The sequence below is a fragment of the Hyalangium minutum genome (assembly GCF_000737315.1).
Lineage (GTDB): Bacteria > Myxococcota > Myxococcia > Myxococcales > Myxococcaceae > Hyalangium > Hyalangium minutum.
Window position 1 is genome coordinate 35799 of sequence record NZ_JMCB01000016.1, and the last position, 21624, is coordinate 57422.

At 67.4% G+C, this 21624-nt stretch carries 12 protein-coding genes; 9 read left to right on the forward strand and 3 right to left on the reverse strand.

Translation table 11 applies throughout. The features are described 5' to 3' along the window. Positions 1-44 precede the first annotated feature (44 nt). The 3 genes from DB31_RS33425 (at position 45) to DB31_RS33435 (ending at position 4662) form a co-directional block, all read left to right on the forward strand. Positions 45-938: a LysR family transcriptional regulator gene (locus DB31_RS33425; protein ID WP_044195508.1), complete on the forward strand. Its 894-nt coding sequence runs from the start codon at positions 45-47 to the stop codon at positions 936-938. 73 nt (positions 939-1011) lie between these two features. Then, positions 1012-4110, forward strand: a complete 3099-nt coding sequence (locus tag DB31_RS33430; RefSeq protein ID WP_044195511.1) for a CHAT domain-containing tetratricopeptide repeat protein — start codon at positions 1012-1014, stop codon at positions 4108-4110. A 78-nt stretch (positions 4111-4188) separates the two neighbouring features. Then, complete coding sequence (locus DB31_RS33435; RefSeq protein ID WP_044195513.1) at positions 4189-4662, forward strand: nuclear transport factor 2 family protein; 474 nt, start codon at positions 4189-4191, stop codon at positions 4660-4662. Positions 4663-4736: 74 nt separating this feature from the next. Here the strand turns inward: DB31_RS33435 and DB31_RS33440 are convergent, their stop codons facing one another. Then, positions 4737-7928 (reverse strand): RCC1 domain-containing protein, encoded by a 3192-nt coding sequence (locus tag DB31_RS33440; protein ID WP_083968992.1) that lies wholly within the window; start codon positions 7926-7928, stop codon positions 4737-4739. Positions 7929-8149: 221 nt separating this feature from the next. Between DB31_RS33440 and DB31_RS33445 the strand changes: the two genes are divergently transcribed. Both DB31_RS33445 and DB31_RS45460 read left to right on the forward strand, forming a co-directional pair. Then, the gene (locus DB31_RS33445; protein WP_044195516.1) at positions 8150-9109 is read left to right on the forward strand and encodes a hypothetical protein; all 960 of its coding nucleotides are present in this window, start codon (positions 8150-8152) and stop codon (positions 9107-9109) included. Positions 9110-9173: 64 nt separating this feature from the next. Beyond that, on the forward strand, positions 9174-10838 hold the full coding sequence (locus tag DB31_RS45460; RefSeq protein ID WP_052420461.1) for a serine hydrolase domain-containing protein: 1665 nt from the start codon (positions 9174-9176) through the stop codon (positions 10836-10838). 2 nt (positions 10839-10840) lie between these two features. Here DB31_RS45460 and DB31_RS50850 read toward each other — a convergent pair whose 3' ends face one another. After that, entirely contained in the window at positions 10841-14275 is a 3435-nt protein-coding gene (locus tag DB31_RS50850) for a choice-of-anchor A family protein (protein WP_240487002.1), read from the reverse strand. A 113-nt stretch (positions 14276-14388) separates the two neighbouring features. On the opposite strand from DB31_RS50850, the gene DB31_RS33460 reads away from it, so the two are divergent. The 4 genes from DB31_RS33460 to DB31_RS33480 all read left to right on the forward strand — a co-directional run bounded on the left by DB31_RS33460 (position 14389) and on the right by DB31_RS33480 (position 20859). Next, positions 14389-14958 (forward strand): GNAT family N-acetyltransferase, encoded by a 570-nt coding sequence (locus tag DB31_RS33460; protein WP_240487003.1) that lies wholly within the window; start codon positions 14389-14391, stop codon positions 14956-14958. 155 nt (positions 14959-15113) lie between these two features. Further along, a complete protein-coding gene (locus tag DB31_RS45465; RefSeq protein WP_083968994.1) occupies positions 15114-17258 on the forward strand; it encodes an N-acetylmuramoyl-L-alanine amidase in 2145 nt (714 codons plus the stop codon). 125 nt (positions 17259-17383) lie between these two features. Beyond that, a complete protein-coding gene (locus DB31_RS51350; RefSeq protein WP_205628616.1) occupies positions 17384-18763 on the forward strand; it encodes an LGFP repeat-containing protein in 1380 nt (459 codons plus the stop codon). Between the two features lie 251 nt (positions 18764-19014). Continuing rightward, positions 19015-20859, forward strand: a complete 1845-nt coding sequence (locus tag DB31_RS33480) for a metallophosphoesterase (protein ID WP_044195525.1) — start codon at positions 19015-19017, stop codon at positions 20857-20859. A gap of 50 nt (positions 20860-20909) precedes the next feature. Here the strand turns inward: DB31_RS33480 and DB31_RS33485 are convergent, their stop codons facing one another. Continuing rightward, complete coding sequence (locus tag DB31_RS33485) at positions 20910-21527, reverse strand: nucleoside deaminase (RefSeq protein WP_044195528.1); 618 nt, start codon at positions 21525-21527, stop codon at positions 20910-20912. Positions 21528-21624 lie beyond the last annotated feature (97 nt).

A 21624-nucleotide genomic window follows, 5' to 3' on the forward strand; every position in this document is an offset into this window, starting at 1 on the left:
CCAATATCTCTTTCACCCTGGATTCAGACGGATAGCGTCTGGATATGGAATTCCGCCAGCTTCAGCTCTTCGTCGCCGTAGCGGAGGAGCTGCACTTCGGCCGGGCCGCTGCCCGGGTAGGGATGGCCCAGCCGCCGTTCAGCCAGCAGATCCGCAAGCTCGAGGCCGAGCTGGGGGTGGAGCTGCTCACCCGGACGAGTCGCCGCGTGGCTCTGACCCCCGCGGGGAGCCGCTTCCTGGACGACGCCCGGGAGCTGCTGTCGAGGCGCGTGGAGGTGATCTCCACGGTCCGGCGGGCAGCCCAAGGAGAGACAGGGCCCCTGAGGGTCGGCTTCGGTGCGTCGTCGGCCTTCGGGATCCTCCCTCGCATCGTGCTCCGGTTCCGGTCACGGTTTCCGGAGGTGAAGCTCGAGCTCGACGATCGCGAGAAGCTGGACGTCGGTGTCGCGCTCAGCACCGGCGATCTGGATCTCGCCATCGTCCGGGCCCCTTTTCGGCATGACGGAGTGACGGTCGAACAGCTGCTCCGGGAACGGTTCGTGCTAGCGCTCCCCGCGCGGCACCCCAGAGCGCGCCAGAAGGTCGTTGCCCTGGCCTCGCTGGCGAGCGAACCCTTCATCCTCTTTCCCCGGCACGCGGCTCCAGGCCTGCACGACACGATCACCAGCATGTGTCTCGGCGCGGGCTTCTCGCCGCTCATCCACCAGGAAGCCAGCTCCTGGCCGTCGGTCGTCGGCATGGTGGAAGCGGGGCTTGGGATCACCATCGCGCCGATGTCGGCCCAGGCGCTGCGGCCGCAGGGAGTGGTGTTCAGGGAGCTGAGCGGCGCCCCTGGATGGGCGGAGCTGGCGGTCGCCTTCCGAGGTCCGCAACTCATGCCTGCGGCGGCGCACTTCCGTGCGATCGCGCATGAGACCGTCACGCTGACCCGGGAGTGACGTATGGACCGCGCGGCTCGTTTCATAGTATCCGGCGCGAGGCCAACGTCCTAGGTCCTTTCAGGGAAAAGAGATGCGACAGGTCTTCAGGTGGATGATCGGGGTCCTCCTCTGCTGCGGCTGTGCGGCAGGACCGAAGCTCGGTGAGACGCAACCGGATGCCCTGCTGCTGGAGGCGCAGTCCGATTTTGACGAGGCGACGAAGCTCAAGGGGGCGGCCAGGTACTCCGAGGCCCTTGTCCAGGCCCAGCATGCGCTCACGCTCAGGGAGGCCGTCCTCGTCGCCACGCATCCAGACATCGCCAGCTGTCTGACGCTGATGGGAGAACTGCAGGTACGGCAAGGGGAGATGGACGCTGCCGAGTCTCTGCTGAAGCGAGCACTCGCCATCCGTGAGGCCGCCCTGCGCCCGGGCCACCCGGACGTCGCCGAGCCCCTCCACCAGCTCGCCCTCCTCTACAGGCTCCAGGGGCTGTTCGACCAGGCCCGGCCGCTCTACCAGCGCGCGCTGGCCATCCGCGAGGCCGCCCTGGGCCCGAACCACCCCGACGTCGCCCAGTCTCTCAACGGCCTCGCCGATCTCTACGAGAACCAAGGCTTGTACGGCCAGGCCGAGCCGCTCTACCAGCGCGCGCTGGCCATCCGCGAGGCCGCCCTGGACCCGAACCACCCCGACGTCGCCAGCTCGCTCAACAACCTCGCCATCCTCTACATGGACCTGGGCCTGCCCAGCCAGGCGGAGCCGCTCTACCAGCGCGCGCGGGCCATCCTGGAGGGCCGTCTGGGCAAGAGCCACCCCCACGTCGCCGTGATCCTCAGCAACCTGGGCGGCATCTACCTCCACCAGGGGTTGTACGGCCGGGCCGAGCCGATCCTCCAGCGCGCGTTGGCCATCCGCGAGTCAGTGCTCGGCGTGAACCACCCGGACGTCGCCGAGATCCTCTTCAACCTCGGCAATCTCTACAAGCGCCAGGGCTTGTACAGCCGGGCGGAGCCGCTCTACCAGCGCTCGCTCTCCATCGTGGAGAAGGTCCTGGGCCCGAGCCACCCCTTCTTCGCCAACTCGCTCAACAACCTCGCCAACCTCTACACGGTCCAGGGGTTGTACGGCCAGGCCGAGCCTCTCTACCAACGCGCGCTCTCCATCCAGGAGGCGGCCTTGGGCTCGAGCCACACCGACGTCGCCAGCTCGCTCAACAACCTCGCCAACCTCTACACGGCCCAGGGCTTGTACGACCGGGCCGAGCCGCTCTATCAGCGCGCTCTCTCCATCCGAGAGGCGGTCCTCGGCAAGAGCCATCCCAATGTCGCGATGACGCTCGGCAACATCGCCCTGCTGCGTGTGAAGCAGCAGCGCCTCCCCGAGGCCCTGCTGCTCTACACCCGCGCGTTGACCATCTCCGAGCAGCGTCTGCGGCACGAGGCGCTCGACTTCTCCGAATCGCGTCTGGCCACCTTCCTCCAGTACCTGCGCGACGACGAGCAGACGCTCTACTCCCTGCTGCGCGCACATTCCTCGGACGCCCGCGTGCAACGACTGGCGCTCAGCGCCTCGCTTCTGCTCAAGGGCCGCTCCGTCGAGGAGACGGCCCGGATCTCCCGCGCCCTGTACCGCACCTTGGACTCCAAGGACCGCGAGACCTTCGAGCAGCTCCGGAGCCTGCGCACCCAGCTGGCCGCGCTCTCCTTCGAGGGGTCCGGCGGCCTCTCCCCGGAGGACTACCAGCTGCGCCTCAAGGCGCTGGCCGACGAGGGCGACGCGCTCGAAGCCGCCCTCGCCACACGCTCCGCTTCCCTGCGCGCGTTCGCTGCCCTGCCTCCCACCGCCGACATCGTCGATCGCGTCGCCGCTTCCCTTCCCAAGGACGGCGCACTGGTCGAGTTCATCGCCTATGAGGACATGTCCATCGACTTCCTCACGGGTACGCTGCCTGCGACGAGCGTCGGCCAGCCTCGCTACCTGGCGCTGGTGCTCTTCCCGGATGCGTCCACGCGGGCCTTGGACCTCGGACCCGCCGAGCGCATCGACGTGGCCGCCACGCGCCTGCGCGCCGCCCTGGCCAACCGCGATGCCTCCTTCCAGCCCCTGGCCCAGGAGCTCTACCGGCTCGCCTTCAAGCCCCTCCTGCCGCTGCTGGGCCGCACCCGCCGCCTCTGGCTATCTCCGGACGGGCAGTTGGGGTTGGTCCCTTTCGCCGCCCTCCACGATGGCCGCAGCTACCTCCTGGACTCCTTCGACTTCACCTGGCTCACCTCTGGCAGGGAGCTGCTCCCGCGTCCCCCCGGATTCTCTCCTTCCTCCTCCGTCGTCGTCCTCGCGGATCCGGACTTCACCGCCGCACCTCCCGCCACGGCCTTGGCCTCCGGCGACCTGCGTCTTTCGCCTTCCACGCGGTCCGGCGCGCTCGAGCGCTTCTTCTCCACTGTGGACCGGGCTCTGCCGGGCAGCGACTGGGTGCCTCTGCCGGGCACGCGTCAGGAGGCCCAGGGCATCCAGCGCCTCCTGCCCCAGGCGCAGCTCTTCCTCGGCCCCGAGGCCACCAAGCAGCGGCTGCTCGAGCTGCCCGCTCCGGGCATCCTTCACCTGGCCACCCACGGCTTCTTCCTGGCGGACACCCCGGCAGTCTCCCCCGCGAACTCGCGCGCTGTGGTGCACTTTGGTGCGCTCGGAGATGATCCCCTCGCTCCCATCCCCCGGGATCCCCTGCTGCGCTCGGGGCTCGCGTTCGCGGGGGCGCGCGCCGTGGCGTCCGAGGCCTCTGCGCCTTCCGAGTCCTCGGCCCATGCGACGATCGCCACCGCGCTGGAGTTGGCGGGGCTGGATCTGTGGGGCACCCAGCTCGTCGTCCTGTCGGCGTGCGACACCGCCCGAGGCGATGTCCAACCCGGTCAGGGGGTCTACGGCCTTCGACGCGCGCTGGTGGTGGCGGGGGCCGAGACGGTGGTCATGAGCCTGTGGAAGGTGAGGGACGACTCCACCCACCTGCTCATGAGGGACTACTACCGCAACCTGTTGGCTGGCCAGGGGCGTGCCTCCGCCCTGCGCGAGGCCATGCGCTCGCTGAGGGCTTCCCGGCCTCACCCTCATGATTGGGCGCCCTTCATCGTCCTGGGCAGCGGCGCACCCTTGCGTGCCATCTCACCCCAGGCACCCCAGGCGCCGGGAAGATAGGCCCACGGCCGCAAAGAGCGAGGTGCCGGATTGCCAGTGAGGCATGGGCGCCCCAGCCTTGATGCAAGGGGGTGTGCCATGGCTGCACCATCGACTGCGGAGGGCCTGCTTCGGGCGCTCGAGCAGAAGGACCCGGAGGGCTTCCTGTCCTTCTTGGCCGACGACGTCGAAATGTATGCGGAGGACGACGAGCAGCCGGTTCGGGGCAAGGAGAGCCTGCGGCGCCTCTTCCAGGGAGCCATGGCGGCGATGGACGCGGTGAAGCTCGAACCGCGGGAGCTGGTGCAGGACGCCAGACACGCGGCGGTGCTAGCGGACACCCGGGTGCGGTTCGGGCGGGATTTGCCGCTGCCCGACGGCAGCAGCCTACCGCTTGCCGGGAAGGCCCTTGCCGGGCGCGTCGCGTTGTTCCTCGACCTGGACGCGAACGGCAAGGTCACCCGCATGTACCGGATGCGCGACAGGCTGAACGCCCTGCGCCAGCTCGGTATCTCCCCCGCGGAGATGGAGCGGCTCAGGAGCAGCCTTGAACCGATGCTGCACGCCCACTGAGTGGGCCCTCGGCCAGGGGAGGTGACGGGGATGGGCCCCGCCACTCCCTGCTGGCCGTGTTCCGCTTGAAGGGATTACGGAGCGAGGAACCAGACACCAACGGTGTTGGTGGTGCAGAGGTTGGCGCCGTCATCCCGCCGGATGACGATGTACCGCTGATAGTAGCCTTCGAGGCCAGGGTAGTTGCCGACGAGGTATGAGAGCGTGGTCTGGTCGTAGGAGAGAGAGCCGTTCTCATCCTGCACCCAATTCTTCGAGCCATACACGTAGGCCCGCGAGCTGCCGAGGGGGCCCGATGCAGAGAAACCGAAGGTTCCCGTGCCACCGCTGGGGACCGAGGTCGTGCTGACCCAGGCCGAGCACGTGACCGCGGTGCAGGATTCGTCGACGGAGCCGTTGCAGTTGTTGTCCTTCCCGTCGCACACCTCGAGAGCTCCAGAATACACATAGCGGTTGCGGTCGTCGCAATCCAACCTGTTGTAAGAGTAGCCAGCGGGCGGTGAGCATCCATACGGAGCGGGGCCAAAGACAGCCCCCGAGGTGCCGTACCCATCCCCATCCGAATCCTGGGTGAAGTACCGAGGCAGGGTGGCGTCATTGTCGTTGCAGTCACTGGAGTCGGCGACGTAGCCAGAGGGGGCGGGGCAGGCATAGGCCGTCACCGAGGGATTGCCCTTCCCATCCCCGTCCGCGTCCCGGTACCAGGTCTGGGGCGTCACACCCTCATCGATGGACCCATTGCAGTTGTTGTCCAGTCCGTCGCACAGCTCGGGGGCACCGGGCCTCACGGAGGAACGGGTGTCGTCGCAGTCCAAGGAATTGTTGGAGTAGCCCACGGGCGCGGAGCACCCATATGGAGCGGGGCCAAAAACAGCCCCCGATTTGCCGTACCCATCCCCGTCCTGATCCGTGGCGAAGTACCGAGGCAGGGTGGCGTCACTGTCGTTGCAGTCACTGGAGTTGGCGACGTAGCCGGTCGGCGCGGAGCAGGCCTGGGCCGTCACCGAGGGGTTGCCTTTCCCGTCTCCATCCGCGTCCCGGTACCAGGCCGTGGTCATTCCCTCGTCGATGGAGCCATTGTTGTTGTTGTCCAGCCCATCACACAGCTCGGGCGCACCTGGGTACAGGGTGGGGTTGGCGTCGTTCCAGTCACCGGCAGTGGCGACGTAGCCCGCGGGCGCGGAGCAGGCCTGCACGCTCACCGCCGCATTGCCGTACCCGTCTCCATCCGCGTCCCGGTAGAACGTGCTCTGGCCCCCCGTCTCATCCGTCTGTCCGTCGCAGTCGTTATCCTGGCCATCGCAGACCTCGGCGGAAGGCCCCCGGGTGGGAACGCACTGAATGGCTCCACTCGTGCAGTAGGTGACACCCGCGGCACACACGCCCACGCCCCCGGTCGAGCACGACACGGCGCCCCCCGGGTTCCCCTCATCCACGGCCCCCGAGCAATTGTCATCCACCCCGTTGCACGTCTCCGTGGCTCCGGGCTTCACGTTGGGGTTGTTGTCGTTGCAGTCTCCGCCAGTGGCGATGTAGCCCGCGGGCGCGGAGCAGGCCTGCACGCTCACCGTCGTACTGCCATACCCATCCCCATCCGCATCCCGGTACCAGAGGGAGCCCACTCCCTCGTCGATGGCTCCATCGCAGTCGTCATCCACGGCACCCGAGGTGTTACACACCTCCGTGGCTCCGGGATTCACAAGCCCGTTTGCGTCGTTGCAGTCCGTGGCATCCAGCACCCGGCCCGGAGGCTGTACGCAGGCCTGGACCGAGTCTGCCGGATTTCCATACCCATCCGCGTCGCCATCGAGATGGTAGAAGTCGCCCGCATCCTCGTCCGTCACCAGGTCGCAGTCGTTGTCCAACCCATCGCAGACCTCCGAAGCCTCGGGATTGACGAAGAAGTCGAAGTCATCGCAGTCCAGGCTGTTCTCCACGTAGTCCAGGCCGGGAGCCTGGCAACCTTCCACGGGAGAGAGCAGCTCCGCGCCATATCCATCTGTGTCGTTGTCGAAGAAGTAGATGTTCACGAGCTGCGTCTGGGTCAGCGTCCACCGGCCGGTCAGGGTGCCGTCTCCCAGCTGCCCTTTGTCATTGGCGCCCCAGCCCCAGAATGGGCAGTCGGAGCGCAGCGCCAGCGCGTGGAAGCCTCCCGCGGAGACCGCCACCGCATCCGTCAGTCCCTGCACGGGCACCGGGCTGGTGCGCTGGGTGATGGTTCCATCCCCCAGCTGGCCCGCGGTGTTCCGTCCCCATGACCACGCTGCACCGAAGGCGTTGATGGCCAGCGAGAAGTCAGCTCCCGCGGAGATGGCGGTCACAGGTGCCGCCAGCCCCGATTGCACCGGCACTGTCTGCGGAGTGGCAGTCGTCCCAATCCCGAGCTGGCCAAAGTTGTTATTTCCCCACCCCACCACCGTCTGGTTGGACAGCAGCGCCAGCGAGTGGGTACCGCCCGCCGCAATCGCAGTGGCTCCCTGCGCCAGGCTCACCTGGTACGGCGTCATCTGGGTGGAGATGTTTCCGTTGCCAATCTGCCCAGCGGAGTTACGGCCCCACGTCCACACACTCCCGTTGGTTCCCAGCGCCATCGAGTGATATTGGCCCGCGGAGACAGCCCTGATGCTGACAGGCAGGTTGATCCTCACGGGCGTGGAGCGGTTCGTCGTCGTCCCATCACCCAGTTGCCCCGAGACGTTGTAGCCCCAGGCATAGACGCTGCCATCGGCCGCGACCGCCAGCGAGTGGCTGAGCCCTGCGGCGATGGCCACGGCCCCCCCTGGGATTGTCACCGCCACGGGAGCCAGGCGCAGCGTGGTCGTTCCATCACCGAGCTGCCCGAAGGAGTTCATTCCCCAGGCCCACACCCTGCCATCCACTCCCAGCGCCAGCGAGTGGGAGTTCCCCGCAGCGATGGCCTTGATGGCAGGAAGCCCCGCCACCCGCAGCGGCGTGGAGCTGTTGGTTTGCGTCCCGTGACCCAATTGCCCGCTGTTGTTGAGCCCCCACGTCCACACCGAGCCGTCGAGGCGCAGCGCCAACGAGTGGCTGTTGCCCGCGGCGATGGCCTTCGTCAGCGGGCTGGGCGCGGCGGCCGTGGCCACGAAGTGCTCATCGGCCGCCTGGGCTTGCAGCCCTTGGCGCTCCTGCGACAGCACCTCGCTCTCGGGAACGGCTCCTTCCGAGAGGTCTCCCCCACAGGCTGTCACCCATAGGCACGAGAGTACTGCCCACAGCATCCACCCACCCGATTGCTGCCTCTGCATGGCTCAACCTCTCCGCTTGGCGAAAATGGCGGCGGAGACTACGGGCGGTTCACTCTTAGTAAAGTATTTGGGAGCTTGCTGGTGACAAGCGTCACCCTCCTGGTGATTGCAGTCACCGCCGGGACGCTGGAAGCGAGCTCCCCGGAGCAGTCCTGGCCTTGAGAGATCCATGGGTTGCGGAGCCCTCTAGGGTGGCATGTGCGCTGCAGTAGGGAAGCGGCATGATCGACCTCAAGGCCACGGCCCTCTCGTATTCCAGGATGCGTCCGGACGTTGCTCAGTCCTCTCTCGTCAACCCGAAGCAACTGCTCTCGCCGGGCCCTGTTCAGGACACGGGGGCTCGGGGGCTCCAAGGCACCCTGGGCGCGCCCGCGCGGGGCCACAGCCTGGTGGATTCGTTCGAGCCCGGTGTCATCAACAAGAGACAGCCTCCGCAGGCCTCGGGTTCTGGCATCCCGAGCGCCAACGACAAGCGGCCGCAGGGGGATAACCGGTCGGCGGCGCAGATCGTCGACGAGACCCCCGTGCTGAAGAACCTGGGCCGCCAGAAGGACATCAAGTTCGAGCAGCTGTGCAAGCAGACGGGCATCGATCCCAAGCTCGACCTGAAAGACTCGAAGCAGAACCCCGACGCCGTGTACCGGCTGGCCAAGGTGCTGGAGCACATCGACAGCTCCAAGTCCTCCAAGGGCGGGGATCGGTCGAGCAAGGTCCAGAACGGACAGGGAGACGGCAACATCGAGGGCATCACCAAGGATGGCGATGCGCGGCACGGCACGGAGGCCGGCATGGTCAAGGACTTCGCCGAGCAGGGGTACGCCTCGCTGGGCACCGATCACCAGCTGCCGACCACGAATGACACCCACGTCAAGGAGGACGGGAGCAACAAGGACAACTTCCAGTGGTTCGCCGGGGAGGTGGGCAAGAAGCTCTGGTTCCTGCCGTTGGTCAGCAACGTGCTGACGGGGGTGGGCAACTCGGAGGGGGGCTTCAAGGGAGTCCTCGAGGGTGCCGCGACCGGTTACCTCAACACCGTGAAGGGAGCCGCGGAGGGCATCATCGGGTCCATCACGAAGGGCCGCCCCAACCCGGCCTCGATGATCTTTGGAGGCGTCATGGGCGCGCTGGGCAACACCGAGGCCGCTCCGAAACCGGTAAAGGATCTCGCCAAGCTGTTCTGATGCTTTCTCGCTTGCGGCGGCTCGGAGTGTCCCGGCAGGCTTTGCCCTCCTGAAAGGACACTCCATGCACGCCTCGCTGCGCCGCACGGTCATCGGACTCGTCGGCTTCATGGCGGCGCTTCCGGCCCTTGCCGCCACGCCCTTGCCCGTTCGCATCAACCCGGCCCGCATCGACGCGGTGTTCAAGGACTACAACAGCCCTTCGAACCCTGGCTGTGCCCTTGGCATCTACCAGGACGGCCGGATCCTCTACTCCCGGGGCTACGGCATGGCCGACCTGAACCAGGCCACGCCCATCACCCCCACGACCCTGTTCGACGTCGGCTCGGTCTCCAAGCAGTTCACCGCCGCGAGCGTCGTGCTGTTGGCCCACGAGGGGAAGCTCGCGCTCACGGATGACATCCGGAAGTACCTGCCCGAAATCCCGGACTACGGGACGCCCATCACCCTCGACCACCTGCTCCACCACACGAGCGGGCTGCGCGACTACAACCAGCTCCTCTTCTTCAAGGGCTATCACTACGAGGACGTCACGGACGATGACGACGCCCTGGAGGTCATCGCCCGCCAGCGGGGCCTGCGGTTCAGGCCAGGAACGCGTTTCGAGTACAGCAACACCGGCTACTTCCTGGCGGCGCTCATCGTGAAGCGCGTTACCGGCAAGCCCCTGTCCGAGTTCGCCAAGGAGCGGCTCTTCCAGCCCCTCGGCATGACCCGGAGCCACTTCCGCGACGACCACACGGCCATCCTGCCCGGCCGCGCCACGGCCTACGCCCCTTCGGGGAAGGAGGGCTATCAGCTCGACATGTCGAACTGGAACCAGCTGGGGGACGGGCAGGTCCAGACCAACGTCACCGAGCTGGTCAAATGGGAGGAGAACTTCTACAGCGCTCGCGTGGGAGGGCGTGCCCTCATCGACGCGCTGCAGGAGCGGGGTGCGCTGGACACGGGAGGCAGCACTTCTTACGGCCGGGGGCTCTTCCTGGACTCCTACCGCGGCGTGCAGCGCATCCATCATTCCGGGGGATGGGCGGGCTATCGCGCACTGCTGCTGCGCTTCCCCGCGCAGCGCGTCTCCATCGCCGTCCTCTGCAACCGGGGGGATGCGCGGCCGGACCTCGCCGAGAACGTGGCGGACGTCGTCCTGGGCGACGTCTTCCGAGCGGCCGAGCCGCGGCAGGAGGCGAAGGCTCCCGCGCCCGTCACGTCGAGCGCGCCGGAGACCCCCACGGGGGACGTCGGCCGGTATGCGGGGCTCTATTACGATGAGGTTGCGCAGCGCACGGTGCCCATCCTTCAGCAGAGCAACCAGCTCTTGTTCCGCTACAGGGGGAGCAACCGTCCCCTGCGGTCAGTGGGTGGCGAGCGCTTCGAGATGGAAGGCACCCCGCTCAGGTTCGCCTTCGCGGACGGGCAGCTGACGCTGTCGCGCGGTGAGGAGACGGTGGGGGTTCTCAAGCGGGTGCAGCCGGCCACGCTCGCGGACGGCGACTGGAAGCCGCTGGTGGGGACGTATTACAGCCCCGAGCTGGAGACCACCTGGCGCATCGAGCTGAAGGACGGGAAGGCCGTGCTGAAAGGGCGGGCCGTGGGGACCCATCCGCTCGAGCCCGCCTTCGCCGATGCGTTCACCACGGCCCCCGGCCTCCTGCGCTTGACCCGGGATGGAGCCGGGCGGCTGACGGGCTTCGTCTTCAGCGACCTGCAGTTCGAGCGCAAGGAGCCGTAGCATCAATGGGGTTGAGTCCGCGCCGGACGCACGAGGGGCCTGGCTCCTGGCGCCACAGGGCAGATGCGGTGATCATTCAGGGCATTGATGTGGCCCTCGGCGTTGCCCGTGAACGAGCGGGCATAGATGCCGCCATCGAAGCTCCCATTGCTGAAGTCGATGGCGGCCTTCGGTGCCAGCACTGTGCCCCAGAAGCCATAACCGTTGGCGGTGACGCTCGTGGCATCCACGAAGTGATAGAGGATGCCGCGCTGATCGATCCCCCCGCTGAACGCGTGCCCAAAGCCCGTCAACTGGGCCGACGCTCCGCGGATGTTGAGGATCGCCAGCGAGCCCGCGGGCGCTTGAACGGACAGCAGTACGGCCCCGGTGAAGGCGCTGGCATCCACGTCGAACACATTCACGCCCGGGTCGGAGCCGCTGAGCATGACGCCGCCCCAGCTCTCGCGGACCGTCGCGCCGTTGGCAGGCAGCGCGGCCAGCCGGGACGACAGCGTGCGAAGTTGGGCACCCCGGGCCGCGAAGTCGATGGGGGTGCCTTGAGACACAGCCCCCCGGATGACGCTCACCGATGGATCCGAGGAGTAGTTGCCGCCATACCACGCGTCTCCCCAGATGCCGCCGCGTGAGAGGCTCAGGTTGCCTCCCGCAACCAGCGTCTGGGCGATGGACGTGTCTGGGACTCCAGCGCCCACGGCAAAGTCAGTCATCGTGATGTTGCCGCCGGCCGCTACCTTCCCCTGGACATCGTGCCCACCCGAGTAGTCCTCCAGCAGGAAGAGGTTGAAGTCGCTCAGCTGGACATCCAGGCAACCGGTATCCCCGCCGCCATCCTCCCCGCCGCCGCAGGTGAATGAGCAACTGGCACCGTTGCCCGACGCGTCCGTCGCGGTGCACGCCACCTGGTTCCCCGTGGTGGTGCACGTCACAGTGGGCGGAACCCCACAGGAATCCGAGGCCGTTACTCCCTCGGCCAGCGCTCCCTCGGCCGGACAGGTTGGCACCGAGGCGGGGCAGTGGAGGACCGGGCCTGTCGTGTCCAGGACCGTCACCTGGGCCTCACACGAAGAGGACAGCCCCGTCGAATCCGTGCACGTGAGCGTCACCCGCCGCGAGCCCACGCCGTAGGGGCCCTCGGGAGACTGCACACACGTCACCGTGTCTGCCGGGTCGGGATCGAGCGAGCCATCGTTGATGGAGGCGTTCACGGTGCCGCACGCTGGCCCCGTCGGGGCCGTCACGCTGCGGCAGCGGGCCACCGGCGGGTGGTTCACGCAGTACGCGCCGGAGCAACTCGGCCCGTCTGCGGGGTCATCCCAGACGAGCTGCTGAGTGCTGACTGCGGGCTCTGGCATTCCCTCGGTGAAGGCAAACACCTCCACCGTGTTCCCACAGGCCAGGAGCGGCGCGGTGAACGCGAAGGTGGGATCCGTGCCGCAGGACTGGCACAGCGTGATCTCGGGGCCGCCGTTGAGCCGGTACCAGACGCGGTCCACTTGGCTGGGGGCGCTCCGCACCACTCCCGCCACCGTGGCCGAGGGGGATTGCGCGCACCCAGGGGTGGGGGAGATGGACACCGTGAGCGGAGGCACCACCTTGGTGCGCTGCCCGCAGCCAAGCTGCATGGAGATGGGAGCGAAGTTGGCGCTGTTCACCTGGCCCGCCGCGTTGACCATCAGGGCGCTCGGCGCCAGGGTATAGCTCCCCTGCGGGAGCGTCAGGCGGATCGAACCTCGGGCTGCGGCCGTCTCGTAGGTGCGCGGAGTCCCGCGCGAGGCGCCCGAAGTCGTGTAGGAGGTCTGCTGCCCGCGCCAGTCCTGCCCCGTGAAGCTGCCGGTCACCGAGACGGTGGGCGCAAAGAAGCGCGCCTGCGTGTTCCAGTACTCCAGGGAGATCTCATTGAAGCAGTACTCATGATCGACGCGGAAGCGCTCGCCGCCCGCCACCCGCGCGCTGTTCTGCGCCTGCTGAAGCGTGAGCTCGCCATCGAGGAAGCGGGCGGGATCGTTGCTGTCCGCCGGTGAGGAGGCGAAGTTCAGACGCAGGTAGTCCTGGGTCCACTGCCGCGGCTCACTGTAGGGGGTCAACAGGATCTGATCATAGACAGACACGAGCTGGCCGGTGGTGGGCTCGAAGCTGCCCCGGAACGCAGTCGCGCTGCCTCCGCCGTTGGGGTTGGAGGCGCTGAGCATGGAGCCACAGGAGATGCAGTTCGGGCTCCCCGGGGAATCGGAGTCGCTGACCCTGAAAAAGAGGGATTGCAGCGCGCTCCGAGCTCCCGGGTGCTGCGAGACATAGGGATCCACCAGCCGGAGGGCGCCATAGGCATACGCGGGCCGCATGACGAAGGGGTAGCGTGTCTCTCCGTCGATGACCCGCGTGACGGGCGTCGTCGCGTTGCCCACCACCACGCCATCATTCGCATATTCGGTGGTGACCGATTGCGCATCGAGGCCCGTCCGAAAAGCCGCGGACGTGCGCAGCCCGTAATCGCCCTCGAGCAGATCCCCGATGGTCCACCACGAGCTGGGATCGCTGATGGGGGCCAGCGGAGTGGTGTCGACCACGGAGCCATACCGGAGGTACCCCGGGTTCGCGGCCAGGGTGTCTTGCCGGTAGGCCGTCTCCCCGATGACCTCCCAGGGCCCCGTCAGGGCGCCTCGGGGAGGAGGAGGCGGCGGCGGGGGCGGCGGGGGCGGCATCGGGAGGCAGAGGGTCCGGATCTCATCGCAGGCCACGCTCAGATCCGTGTAAAAGAACGAGTAGTGGAGCCCCTCTTCCGTGCTGAGCCAGTAGATGACCGTCTTCAACGGGTGAGCTCCCGCCGGGAGATAGGCAATGTACGAGCGGCCCTCGGGCTCTGTCTTCGGGTATCCGGCAAAGCCCCCCACCCACGCTTGGTAGACATCCCGCCGGGTCGCGCACGTCTCATCCGTTCCGCCAATGAGCCGGATGACGCCCATGCACTGCTCCAGGGTGACGGTGGACGGATCCGGCTGCTGGCTCCTGGTGCGGACCGTGACCCCCGAGGCCGCGAAGTTCAAGCCGGAGTGGTTCGCGTCGAGCGAGTACGTCACGCCAGCGTCCCCTCCGGCGCCCGCCTCGACGAGGATCTCGAAGGTGTACTCCCAGGGATGGGTGAACGTGACGGTGCTGGTCGAGGCGCTATACCCGGACGGAGAGGTGCTGGCTGCGGACACGGAGCCGATCTCCCACCCATCCTCCGCCAGCAGCGTCTGGATCGCCGGGTTCTGGTTGGTGAAGCGGACCGTGCCCTGGATGCTGTTCGTGGTCAGCTCCACGCCTCCGCTCGCGAGCGGCACGGCCGCGCGCTCTGAGGCCGACTCCAGCGCGTGCTCCTCGATGGGGCTGCACGCCAGCAGCCCCAGAATGCCTAAGATTGCCCACCCACAGCTTCGGTATGGCTGCATCATCATCCCCTCGCGTACCTCGTCCGAGACACTATACGGAGACGGAATTCTCGAAGACCGCCGTCATCTTCGCAGTGAACTTTAGGGCAGGGTCAGGTTGAATGGACAAACCCCTGCGGATGTGTACTCGCTATGCGCCCATGGAACTGCTCACTGCCCGCCTGCGTCTGCGCGAGTTCGAAGAGGACGACTGGCGCGTCACCTGGCCCTACGAGTCCGATCCGGAGGTCGTCCGCTACCAGTCCCACGGGGTCCGCACGCCCGAGGAGAGCTTGAAATACATCCGGGACTCCAGGGCCACGGCCACGGAGAGCCCTCGGCGCATTCATGACTTGGCGGTGGTGCTTCGCGAGGACGGACGCCTGGTGGGCCGCTGCGGCTTGAAGGTGGTGGACCTCGAGCAGCGCGAGGGCGCGCTCTGGTATGTGCTCGACCGCTCGCAGTGGGGCAAGGGCTACATCTCCGAGGCCGCCGAGGCGATGCTGGACTTCGGCTTCCAGACGCTGGGCCTGCATCGCGTGTGGGCGGACTGCGATCCGCGCAACGAGGGCTCCGTGAAGGTGGTGCGGCGGCTCGGCTTCCGGCTGGAGGCGCACTTCCGCGAGAACGTGTTCCTCAAGGGCGAGTGGTGTGACTCGCTCATCCACGCCATCCTCGACCGGGAGTGGGCGGCGCGCCCGAGGAAGTAGAAGAGCGCGGGAGCACCGGGCTGCCACGAAAATTCCAGGGAGCCTGGTGCACGTAGGGAAGCCAGAAATTCAGGCGTAAGTTTTTTATGCGGATTTCTGGGATGTCGGCCGGTTCGTCCCCTCTCATGACTGGGTGACGAAGTCCGGAGGAATCGATGAAGAACAGGCCGGGAATTGTAGTGCTCGCTGCCTCGCTGGCGCTGACGCAGGCGTGTGGCACGAACGAGCAGCAGCCGCAGCAGGAGTCCGCAGCCCCCACCGTGCAGGTGGACGCGCCCAGGACGGAGGACTCCGCTCGCGAGGATGAGTCCTTCGATGCGCTCTTCCAGGAGGCCGGGGAGGAGTTCGATGTGCCGCCCGCGCTCCTCAAGTCCATCTCCTTCGTGCAGACGCGCTACCAGATGGTGGAGAGCGCCGAGGAGTTCGAGGGCCGCCCGGTCGTCTACGGACTGATGGCGCTCACGGGGGCTCAGCTCGACGAGGGCGCGAAGCTGGCCGGCGTCACGGCGGAGCAGGCGAGGATTGACGCGCGCTCCCACGTTCGTGCAGCTGCGGCGCTGCTGTCGCGCCACGCGGATGCGCTGAAGGTGGATCGGACGCAGGCGGTGAAGTGGGCACCGGCGGTGGCCGAGCTGTCCGGCATTCAGAACGAGGAGGGCCGTCGCAGCTTCGTCCACAACGAGGTCTTCCGCGTGGCCCGCCTGGGACTCGGGGCGCTCTCGCAAGAGTGGGGCGTGAGTGGACAGGGCTTGGCCGTCGAGGAACTGGGGCAGCAGCGCCAGGGGCTCGCCGGTCCGGACTACGCGCCGGCCGTGTGGCGGGCCTCGCCCAACTACAACTCCCGGCCCATGGGGGTGAAGATGGTGATCATTCACACCTGCGAGAGCAGCTACTCGGGGTGCTGGAGCTGGCTGACCAACTCCAGCTCGCAAGTGAGCGCGCACTACGTGGTGCGCGAGGATGGCGGGGAGATCAGCCAACTCGTGCGCGACGGGAGCCGGGCCTGGCACATCGGCGCCACGTACCAGTGCAGCAACAACAGCGGGGTGGAGTGCGGGCTGAACGGGAGAAGCTCCAACGACTTCACCATCGGCATCGAGCACGGCGGGTATGCGTCGACGGTGAACTGGCCGGTGGGGCAGATCGACGCCTCGGCCCGGCTGCTGTGCGACATCACGCGTGACCACGGGATTCCCCGTGACCGTTACCACGTGGTGGGGCACGGCAAGCTCCAGCCTTACGACCGCACGGATCCCGGGTCCAACTGGCCCTGGACGGACTACCTCAACCGAGCCAATGCGCATTGCGGCACGGCGTGCGTGCTGATGGGGGACATCAAGGCGAAGTACGACGCGGTGAACGGCCCGGTGCTGCTGGGGAAGTGCCAGGCCGGAGAGCTGTCCACGCCGGATGGGGTGGGGCGCTACAACCACTTCGAGCGAGGCAGCATCTACTGGACGCCGACGCTGGGAGCGCACGTGGTGGTGGGTCAGATCAAGATCAAGTGGGAGCAGCTGGGGTGGGAGCGCAGCGTGCTGGGCTATCCCATCACCGACGAGCTGGCGGCGCCGGACGGGAGGGGCCGCTACAACCACTTCGAGCGAGGCAGCATCTACTGGACGCAGGAGTTGGGGGCCTGGGAGGTGCACGGGAACATCCGTGCGAAGTGGGAGCAGCTGGGGTGGGAGCGCAGCGTGCTGGGCTACCCGAAGACAGGAGAGCTGACGACGCCGGACGGAGTGGGGCGCTACAACCACTTCGAGAACGGAAGCATCTACTGGACGTCGGCGACGGGAGCGCACGAGGTGCGGGGACAGGTCTATACAAAGTGGGCGGAGCTGGAGTGGGAGCGCAGCGTGCTGGGCTACCCGCTGACGGACGAGCAGGGAACGCCAGATGGGGTGGGGCGCTATAACCACTTCCAGAATGGAAGCATCTACTTCACGCCGGCGACGGGAGCGCACGCGGTAGTGGGTGACATCAACGCCAAGTGGGTGGCGCTGAGCCGGGAGGCAGGGCTACTGGGCTACCCGCTGACGGACGAGACGAAGACCCCGGACGGAGTGGGGCGCTTCAACCACTTCCAGAATGGAAGCATCTACTGGACGCCGACGACGGGAGCGCGCGAGGTGCATGGCCCCATCCGGGCCAAGTGGGAGTCGCTGGGCTGGGAGAGGAGCGCGCTGGGCTACCCGGTGCGAGACGAGTACGCCGTGACGGGTGGCCGTGAGAGCGAGTTCCAGAAGGGCTTCCTCACGCTCAACACCGCCACCAACACCGTCACCGTGCGCATGAAGTAGCAGTCCTGGCGGACTCCTGAAGTCCGCCTCGGACGATTGAAGTCCACTTGCGGCGGGAGAGGACCCATCGCCTCCCGCCGCAAGGCCACACCTCCGCCGGTTCCTCCCTTTCCCCGAGAAGACGCATGCGCCTGTCACGCCCTTGGCTGTTGTTGTGCGCCCTGACCGTCATCAGCTGTGGTGTTCCCGATGAAGAACCCCGTCCTGTGGATGAGCTGACCGGCCAGGTTCTGCTCGATCTGGCCGGGGCCTACGACATGCACCGGCTGATGGAGGATGCCGACCTGACGGGTGGAGGTTGGATCACTCCCGCGCAGGTGCAGCAGTTCCTCCAGCAGAAGGGCTCTTTTCTGGCCGGGTACAGGGACCCCGTGTGGGGCAACAAGACGGCCGCCACGCTCATCGTCGAGCGCTCCCGCGCCTCTGGCATCAGCCCGCTCTACATGCTGGCGCGCATCCAGATCGAGTCGGGCCTCATCCAGAGTGGAACCTCGAGCAACCTGGACAAGGCCACCGGTTGTGGGTGTCCGGACAGTGGGGGCTGCAACACGAGCTACGCGGGTTTTGGCAACCAGGTGGAGTGCGGTGCCGCGAAGATCCGGGGCTACCTGAGGGCGCTGGACGCGGGCGGGACCACGGTCAGTGGATGGAAGGTCGGCCTCACCAAGCAGACGTCGGACCCCTGCACGGTGACGCCCGCCACCAAGGCCACCGCCGCGCTCTATACCTACACGCCGTGGGTGGGCGCGTATGCCATGCAATGCGGAAGGACCACCGTAGGGGGTTCCTCGCTCGTGGCCGCCGTCTTCAGCCGTTACAGGACCGATTACAACTGGGGCACCGGTTGCGTGCTGATGGGGGACATCAAGGCAAAGTACGACGCGGTGAACGGCCCGGTGCTGCTGGGCGCGTGCCAAGCCGGGGAGCTGTCCACGCCGGATGGGGTGGGGCGCTACAACCACTTCGAGCGAGGCAGCATCTACTGGACGCCGACGCTGGGAGCGCACGTGGTGGTGGGGCAGATCAAGATCAAGTGGGAGCAGCTGGGGTGGGAGCGCAGCGTGCTGGGCTACCCCATCACCGACGAGCTGGCGGCGCCGGATGGGCGTGGCCGCTACAACCACTTCGAGCGAGGCAGCATCTACTGGACGCCGGAGTTGGGGGCCTGGGAGGTGCACGGGAACATCCGTGCGAAGTGGGAGCAATTGGGTTGGGAGCGCAGCGTGCTGGGCTACCCGAAGACAGGAGAGCTGACGACGCCGGACGGAGTGGGGCGCTACAACCACTTCGAGAACGGAAGCATCTACTGGACGCCGACGACAGGAGCGCACGAGGTGCACGGCGCCATTCGGGCCAAGTGGGAGTCGCTGGGCTGGGAGAGGAGCGCGCTGGGCTACCCGGTACGGGACGAGTACGTCGTGACAGGCGGCAGTGAGAGCGAGTTCCAGAAGGGCTTCCTCACGTTCAACACCGCCACCAACACCGTCACCGTGCGCATGAAGTAGTTTCGTTCGGTGGACCTCAGAGCCGGAAGTCCTCACGGCGCAGGCTGTACGCGCGCATCCTCCGGAACCGCACGCCGGAAGAGCAGACGCTCGGTCTCCAGGAAGGTCTCGGGTGGCAGGCGGGGCCTCATTGAATTCCACCTCCTCGCGGAGCGGAAGTCCGGCGGCTCAGCGAGCGGGGGGACGCAGGCTTGCATCGCACTGGGCTTCCGGGGAACCCCTGGCACTCGAATCATGTTGCCGGTGCCGGAATGCGCAAACCTCTCCTCTTCGTCTCAGGTCTTCTGGCGGCGTGGCTCTTCTCGGCATGCGAGGACGCGGCCCTTTCGGCGCAACCTCCCGCCGCCGAGGCACTGTCTCCGGAGCCTCAAGGTCCTCCCCAGCCACTGACGGCGGCGAACTGCCGCACGCTGATCACGCCGGTAGTGCGCGCGAGCGGGGATGATGGCGCGGGCAGCGTGGCGTCCAATACGCAGGATGACGACCTCGTTACGCGCTGGAGCGGCTACGGCAAGGGAGCGTGGCTGCTGCTGGACCTGGGCGAGGTGCAGCCGCTGACGGGGGCCGCCGTGGCGTGGCACCTGGGCACGGTGCAGCGCAACACCTTCACGCTCTCCATCTCGGAGGACGGAACGAACTACACGCAGGCGTACTCGGGCGTCAGCGCGGCAAACACCACGCCGCAGACCTACCTCTTCAGTGCCCCACGGCAGGCGCGCTACGTGCGCATCAATGTGTATGGCAACACGCTCAACGACTGGGCCTCCATCACCGAGGCTCGCGCGTGCGGCGAGGAGCGGTCGACGGCGCCCGCCGAGGGGGACTCGGGACCGGTGCTGCCGCGCCAGCCCTACCTGCAGAGCGTGGGCCAGACGAGCGCCATCGTGGCGTTCCGGACCAGCGTGTCGTGCACGCCCTTCGTGCGCTACGGCCAGGGAACGGACCTGTCCAAGACGGCGACGGCGTCCGCGGCAGGCTGGCGGCACGCGGTGAAGCTGACGGGCCTGACGCCGGGGCGGACGCACAGCTACGTGGTGGAGGCGTGTGGCTCGGTCACCGGTGTGCGGCAGTTCCGCGCCGCCCAGCCCCCGACGAACACGAGCCTGCGATTCACGGCGATGGGGGACTTCGGTACGGGCGGCTTGAGGCAACAGCAGGTGGTGGATCGTCTCGCGCAGCCGGGCAATGCCGGCGAGCTGCTGCTGGCGCTTGGGGACAACGCTTACTCCTCGGGCACCGAGCAGGAGTTCCAGGACCGGATGTTCACGCCCATGGCGGCGCTGCTGCGCAAGGTGCCGTTGTTCCCCAGCCTGGGCAACCATGAGTACGTGACGAACCAGGGGCAGCCGTATCTGGACAACTTCTACTTGCCGGCCAACAACCCGGCGGGCTCGGAGCGCTACTACTCGTTCGACTGGGGCCCCGTGCACTTCGTGGCGCTCGATTCCAACTGCGCCATCGGTCTGGCCTCCTCGGATCGCTGCACGCTGGCGGCGCAGAAGAGCTGGGTGGCCCAGGACTTGGCCGCCACGCAGCGGCCGTGGAAGGTGGCCTTCTTCCACCATCCGCCCTGGTCCAGCGGCGAGCACGGCTCTCAGCTGACGATGCGGCGCGAGTTTGGCCCGATCTTCGAGCAGTACGGGGTGGATCTGGTGCTCACGGGGCATGACCACAACTACGAGCGCTCCAAGCCGATGAGGGGTGATGGCTTGGCGGGCTCGGGGACGCGGGGCATCACCTACGTGGTGGTGGGCAGCGGCGGCGCGAACCTGCGGGCCTTCCTGGTCTCGCAGCCGAGCTGGACGGCGTACCGCAACAACACGGACGTGGGCTACCTGGAGGTGGCGGTGAGCGGAGGGACGCTGAGCGCCAGGTTCCTCACCCCCAATGGCGCGGTGAAGGACAGCTTCACGCTGACGAAGACACTGCCGGCCTCGGTGGAGCACCCCACGGATTTCTCGGCCTCCTCGCTGGAGACGCCTCCGGGGCCGGCGGACGATCCGGCGCACGAGCCCGCCGGGCTGCGCTTCGAGAAGGTACTGCCCCCTGCGAACAGCCCGGAGGCGGTGGCGGACGACGATGTGCCGGCGCGCTGAGTACCGCAGGAGCAGGGATGCGCTTGGCGGAGCAGTCCCCCTTAGATGATTCAATCCCGCCGGTGTGAGCCGGTCCCGCGAGCGTTGTAGACGGTCGCGCCCGAGCGGCCATATTCGGCGAAGACGGCGATCGCTTCGTCCCGCAGCACTCCGGAGGAGACCCGGATTCCACGGGCCTCGAGCGCTGCTCTCCAGTCCGCGGGCATGGGCCCTTCATCGAAGCCCGTGAGTGCTTCGCACTCTGGGCCGTCGCCAGCGATGAGCAGGTGCTTGACTCCCGACCAGATGAGCGCGCCGTAGCACATCGTGCACGGGCGCCAGTTGACGACGAGCTCGAGCTCGCGGCCCCCCGCAGAGCCCAGGTCCCAGGTGCCGAGGCGGGTCTGGGCGAGCGAGAGCGCCATGACCTCCGCATGCACGGAGGAGAGGCCCGAGCTCAACACGACGTTGACGCCGATGGAGACCAGCTCGCCCGTCGCAGGGGCAACGACGAGCGCGGCGAACGGCCCCCCGTTGCCTTCCTTGTAGTTGCGCGCCGCGAGCGTGTGGGTGAGGCGCACGCGCGCTTCGGCGGTCGGCAGGGGCGTGTTGTAGGTGTGCAACTCCTTCACGAGCCAGTCGGGGAGTTGGGCGTTCACGCGGGTAGCAAAGGGGTGTGTGGCGTTCATGATCGCTCCTTCCTGGGGTGCTCACGACACTTCCGGCAATAAATGGATTCTGGACGGCCCTCCTTCATGGCTTCTTGAAGGAAGGATGGAAGGCTTG